General features: G+C 47.3%; 2 tRNA genes and 3 rRNA genes. All 5 read right to left on the reverse strand.

From position 1 onward, the window contains the following. Nucleotides 1–4: 4 nt before the first annotated feature. Nucleotides 5–114: ribosomal RNA gene (rrf, locus tag JOD96_RS22335) — 5S ribosomal RNA — on the reverse strand. A gap of 170 nt (nt 115–284) precedes the next feature. Next, nucleotides 285–3166, reverse strand: a 23S ribosomal RNA gene (locus tag JOD96_RS22340). A gap of 146 nt (nt 3167–3312) precedes the next feature. Further along, nucleotides 3313–3386: transfer RNA gene (locus JOD96_RS22345), tRNA-Ala, on the reverse strand. Nucleotides 3387–3524: 138 nt separating this feature from the next. Further along, nucleotides 3525–3598, reverse strand: a tRNA-Ile gene (locus JOD96_RS22350). A 195-nt stretch (nt 3599–3793) separates the two neighbouring features. Further along, nucleotides 3794–5307, reverse strand: a 16S ribosomal RNA gene (locus JOD96_RS22355). The 16S, 23S and 5S rRNA genes sit together here with 2 tRNA genes alongside, the layout of an rRNA operon. Nucleotides 5308–5470 lie beyond the last annotated feature (163 nt).

Genomic DNA, 5470 nt, shown 5'->3' on the forward strand with positions numbered 1-5470 from the left:
AAAAGAAAGGCGACGACATACTCTCCCACATAACTGCAGTACCATCTGCGCAGGCGGGCTTAACTACTCTGTTCGGGATGGGAAGAGGTGAGCCCCGCCGCAATAACCACCTTAAGGCTGTTAGTTTTCAGTTCACAGTTTATAGTTTCCGGTTTTTCAACCCCGACTTATAACTCAAAACTCATAACTGCTCGCGTCGAGCAAATATCTTAACATACTGAGATAAAGAAAAAAGTATTTTTAGAAAGTTCTCTCCCGATAGCCGAAGCTATCGGGAAAAGGGTGTACATAAGCTTACGGATTATTAGTACTACTCGACTATGACATTACTGCCTTTACATCTATAGCCTATCAACGTGGTCATCTTCCACGATCCTTAAAAGAAATCTCATCTTGTGGTGGGTTTCGCGCTTATATGCTTTCAGCGCTTATCCCTTCCAAACGTAGCTACTCTGCGGTGCCCCTGGCGGGACAACAGATACACTAGAGGTTTGTCCAATTCGGTCCTCTCGTACTAGAATCAGATCCACTCAAATTTCTAACGCCCACAGTAGATAGAGACCGAACTGTCTCACGACGTTCTGAACCCAGCTCGCGTGCCACTTTAATGGGCGAACAGCCCAACCCTTGGGACCTTCTCCAGCCCCAGGATGTGACGAGCCGACATCGAGGTGCCAAACCCCCCCGTCGATATGAGCTCTTGGGGGAGATCAGCCTGTTATCCCCGGCGTACCTTTTATCCTTTGAGCGATGGCCCTTCCATGCGGAACCACCGGATCACTATGCTCTACTTTCGTACCTGATCGACCTGTATGTCTCTCAGTCAAGCTCCCTTATGCCATTGCACTCTACGCACGGTTACCAAGCGTACTGAGGGAACCTTTAGAAGCCTCCGTTACTCTTTTGGAGGCGACCACCCCAGTCAAACTACCCACCAAGCACTGTCCCCCACAATATGGGGTTAGGCCTCAGATAAACAAAGGGTTGTATTTCAACAATGACTCCACAACGCCTGGCGACGCCGCTTCATAGTCTCCAACCTATCCTACACATCATTTATCCAAGGTCAATACTAAGCTATAGTAAAGGTGCACAGGGTCTTTTCGTCCCACTGCGGGTAAACGGCATCTTCACCGTTACTACAATTTCACCGAGCTCATGGCTGAGACAGTGTCCAGATCGTTACACCATTCGTGCAGGTCGGAACTTACCCGACAAGGAATTTCGCTACCTTAGGACCGTTATAGTTACGGCCGCCGTTTACTGGGGCTTCAATTCAATGCTTCTCCGAAGATAACATCTCCTCTTAACCTTCCAGCACCGGGCAGGTGTCAGGCCCTATACTTCATCTTACGATTTTGCAGAGCCCTGTGTTTTTGATAAACAGTCGCCTGGACCTCTTCACTGCGGCCCCGATTGCTCGGGGCGACCTTTCTCCCGAAGTTACAGGTCTATTTTGCCTAATTCCTTAGCCATGAATCTCTCGAGCACCTTAGGATTCTCTCCTCAACTACCTGTGTCGGTTTACGGTACTGGTACTAATTACCTGAAGTTTAGAGGTTTTTCTTGGAAGCCCTTAGGCGCACTATCTCTTTGTCCGAAGACGCCGAGTACTATCGTATTTCACCAAAATCTGTGGATTTGCCTGCAGATCTTATAGCTAGGTACTTCAACGAACTATTCCGTCAGTTCGCGGCGCTTTCATCACTCCGTCACCCCATCACAGTAATTAGTAGTACGGGAATATTAACCCGTTGGCCATCGACTGTCCCTTTCGGGTTCGCCTTAGGACCAGACTAACCCACAGCTGATTAGCATAGCTGTGGAAACCTTAGTTTTTCGGTGTGCGGGTTTCTCGCCCGCATTATCGTTACTTATGCCTACATTTTCTTTTCCAGCCAGTCCAGCATACCTTACGATACACCTTCAACCCTGCTGGAATGCTCCCCTACCACTTACAATTGCTTGTAAATCCATAGCTTCGGTAATACGCTTATGCCCGATTATTATCCATGCTCGTCCGCTCGACTAGTGAGCTGTTACGCACTCTTTAAATGAATGGCTGCTTCCAAGCCAACATCCTAGCTGTCTGGGCAGACAAACCTCGTTCTTTCAACTTAGCGTATATTTGGGGACCTTAGCTGATGGTCTGGGTTCTTTCCCTCTCGGACTTGGACCTTAGCACCCAAGCCCTCACTGCTGAGAAACATTATATAGCATTCGGAGTTTGTCAGGAATTGGTAGGCGGTGAAGCCCCCGCATCCAATCAGTAGCTCTACCTCTATATAACTTAATTCAGCGCTGCACCTAAATGCATTTCGGGGAGTACGAGCTATTTCCGAGTTTGATTGGCCTTTCACCCCTACCCACAGGTCATCCGAAGACTTTTCAACGTCAACCGGTTCGGACCTCCACTGTGTGTTACCACAGCTTCATCCTGCCCATGGGTAGATCACACGGTTTCGCGTCTAACACTACTGACTAAAGCGCCCTATTCAGACTCGCTTTCGCTACGGATCCGTGGCTTAACCACTTAACCTTGCCAGCAACGTTAACTCGTAGGCTCATTATGCAAAAGGCACGCCGTCACCCCACGAAAGGGCTCCGACCGCTTGTAAGCGTATGGTTTCAGGATCTATTTCACTCCGTTATTCACGGTTCTTTTCACCTTTCCCTCACGGTACTGGTTCACTATCGGTCTCTCAGGAGTATTTAGCCTTAGCGGATGGTCCCGCCAAATTCAGACAGGGTTTCACGTGCCCCGCCCTACTCAGGATACCACTATCTATTACACTTGTTACCCATACGGGACTATCACCCTCTATGGTGTCACTTTCCAGCAACTTCCGGTTCCTTGTGCATAAAATCCCGTGGTCCTACAACCCCAACATTGCCGTAACAACATTGGTTTGGGCTAATCCGCGTTCGCTCGCCACTACTTACGGAATCACTTTTGTTTTCTTCTCCTCCGCCTACTTAGATGTTTCAGTTCAGCGGGTTTGCCCACCTATCGGTGTACTATGTCTTCAACATAGTGGGTTGCCCCATTCAGGTATCTGCGGATCAATCGGTGTGTGCCCGTCCCCGCAGCTTTTCGCAGCTTATCACGCCTTTCATCGCCTCTGAGAGCCTAGGCATCCCCCATACGCCCTTATTTTGCTTATTGTACCAATCTCGTTCTTAAACGAGACCGTTTTTTTTGTTTCTTATTATGAGTATTGCTACTATAACAAAAAACGCTTTCTACTTTTTATTATTTTCTTATCTCAATATGTCAATGAACTTTTATTTACTATATTTATAGTAAATCAGTGGAGAATAACGGAGTCGAACCGTTGACCTCCTGCGTGCAAGGCAGGCGCTCTAGCCAGCTGAGCTAATCCCCCAATTTTCTTATGAGTTATTAGTTATGAGTTATGAATTTTCAGCTCATAAGGTCTCAACCCTAGAATTTCCTTTTTTTTAAGCTTACAGTCTTTTTTAACTTATAACTCATAACTTATGACTTATAAACTTCAAAAAAGTAGTCCCGGGCAGACTCGAACTGCCGACCCCTACATTATCAGTGTAGTACTCTAACCAGCTGAGCTACGAGACTCTGTTTTACTTAAAATTTATTATTTGAACTAACAGCAAGAGTAATTGAACCTTTCAATTCAGAACCTTCTAAATTATCATCTTTTTTCCCCATCGTGTGTTTTTAGTTAAAAGTTATCCGTTAAGGGTTAAACGTCTAAACGCTAACTTATAACTTTTTTCTTTCAACATCATCCCACTAACAATTGGGCTCTAGAAAGGAGGTGTTCCAGCCGCACCTTCCGGTACGGCTACCTTGTTACGACTTAGCCCTAGTTACCAGTTTTACCCTAGGCAGCTCCTTGCGGTCACCGACTTCAGGCACCCCCAGCTTCCATGGCTTGACGGGCGGTGTGTACAAGGCCCGGGAACGTATTCACCGGATCATGGCTGATATCCGATTACTAGCGATTCCAGCTTCACGGAGTCGAGTTGCAGACTCCGATCCGAACTGTGACCGGTTTTATAGATTCGCTCCTGGTCGCCCAGTGGCTGCTCTCTGTACCGGCCATTGTAGCACGTGTGTAGCCCAAGGCGTAAGGGCCGTGATGATTTGACGTCATCCCCACCTTCCTCACAGTTTGCACTGGCAGTCTTGTTAGAGTTCCCGACACTACTCGCTGGCAACTAACAACAGGGGTTGCGCTCGTTATAGGACTTAACCTGACACCTCACGGCACGAGCTGACGACAACCATGCAGCACCTTGTAAATTGTCTTGCGAAAGTTCTGTTTCCAAAACGGTCAATCTACATTTAAGCCTTGGTAAGGTTCCTCGCGTATCATCGAATTAAACCACATGCTCCACCGCTTGTGCGGGCCCCCGTCAATTCCTTTGAGTTTCATTCTTGCGAACGTACTCCCCAGGTGGGATACTTATCACTTTCGCTTAGCCACTGAGATTGCTCCCAACAGCTAGTATCCATCGTTTACGGCGTGGACTACCAGGGTATCTAATCCTGTTCGCTACCCACGCTTTCGTCCATCAGCGTCAATCCATTAGTAGTAACCTGCCTTCGCAATTGGTATTCCATGTAATCTCTAAGCATTTCACCGCTACACTACATATTCTAGTTACTTCCTAATAATTCAAGTTCAGCAGTATCAATGGCCGTTCCACCGTTGAGCGATGGGCTTTCACCACTGACTTACTAAACCGCCTACGGACCCTTTAAACCCAATGATTCCGGATAACGCTTGGATCCTCCGTATTACCGCGGCTGCTGGCACGGAGTTAGCCGATCCTTATTCTTACGATACCGTCAAGCTCCGACACGTCGGAGTGTTTCTTCTCGTACAAAAGCAGTTTACAATCCATAGGACCGTCATCCTGCACGCGGCATGGCTGGATCAGGCTTGCGCCCATTGTCCAATATTCCTCACTGCTGCCTCCCGTAGGAGTCTGGTCCGTGTCTCAGTACCAGTGTGGGGGATCTCCCTCTCAGGACCCCTACCCATCGTTGCCTTGGTAAGCCGTTACCTTACCAACTAGCTAATGGGACGCATGCTCATCTTTTACCGTTGTGACTTTAATAGTGGCTTCATGCGAAGCTGCTATACTATGAGGTATTAATCCAAATTTCTCTGGGCTATCCCTCTGTAAAAGGTAGATTGCATACGCGTTACGCACCCGTGCGCCGGTCTCTTAGTCCGAAAACTAATACCCCTCGACTTGCATGTGTTAAGCCTGCCGCTAGCGTTCATCCTGAGCCAGGATCAAACTCTTCATCGTATATTGTTTGTTCTGATCGCTCAAAACTAATTATTATGCGACGATACTCTATCGGTTCTTTTTCGAATCTTACGATTCCATTACTCTTATTCTTTTGTCTCGTTGTAAAACGAGACGGCTGTCAATTCAATATGTCTACGAACGTGTATTTCTTTTTTGTTTC

It is taken from the genome of Flavobacterium sp. 1355, assembly GCF_017833415.1.
In the GTDB taxonomy this organism is placed as follows: Bacteria; Bacteroidota; Bacteroidia; order Flavobacteriales; family Flavobacteriaceae; genus Flavobacterium.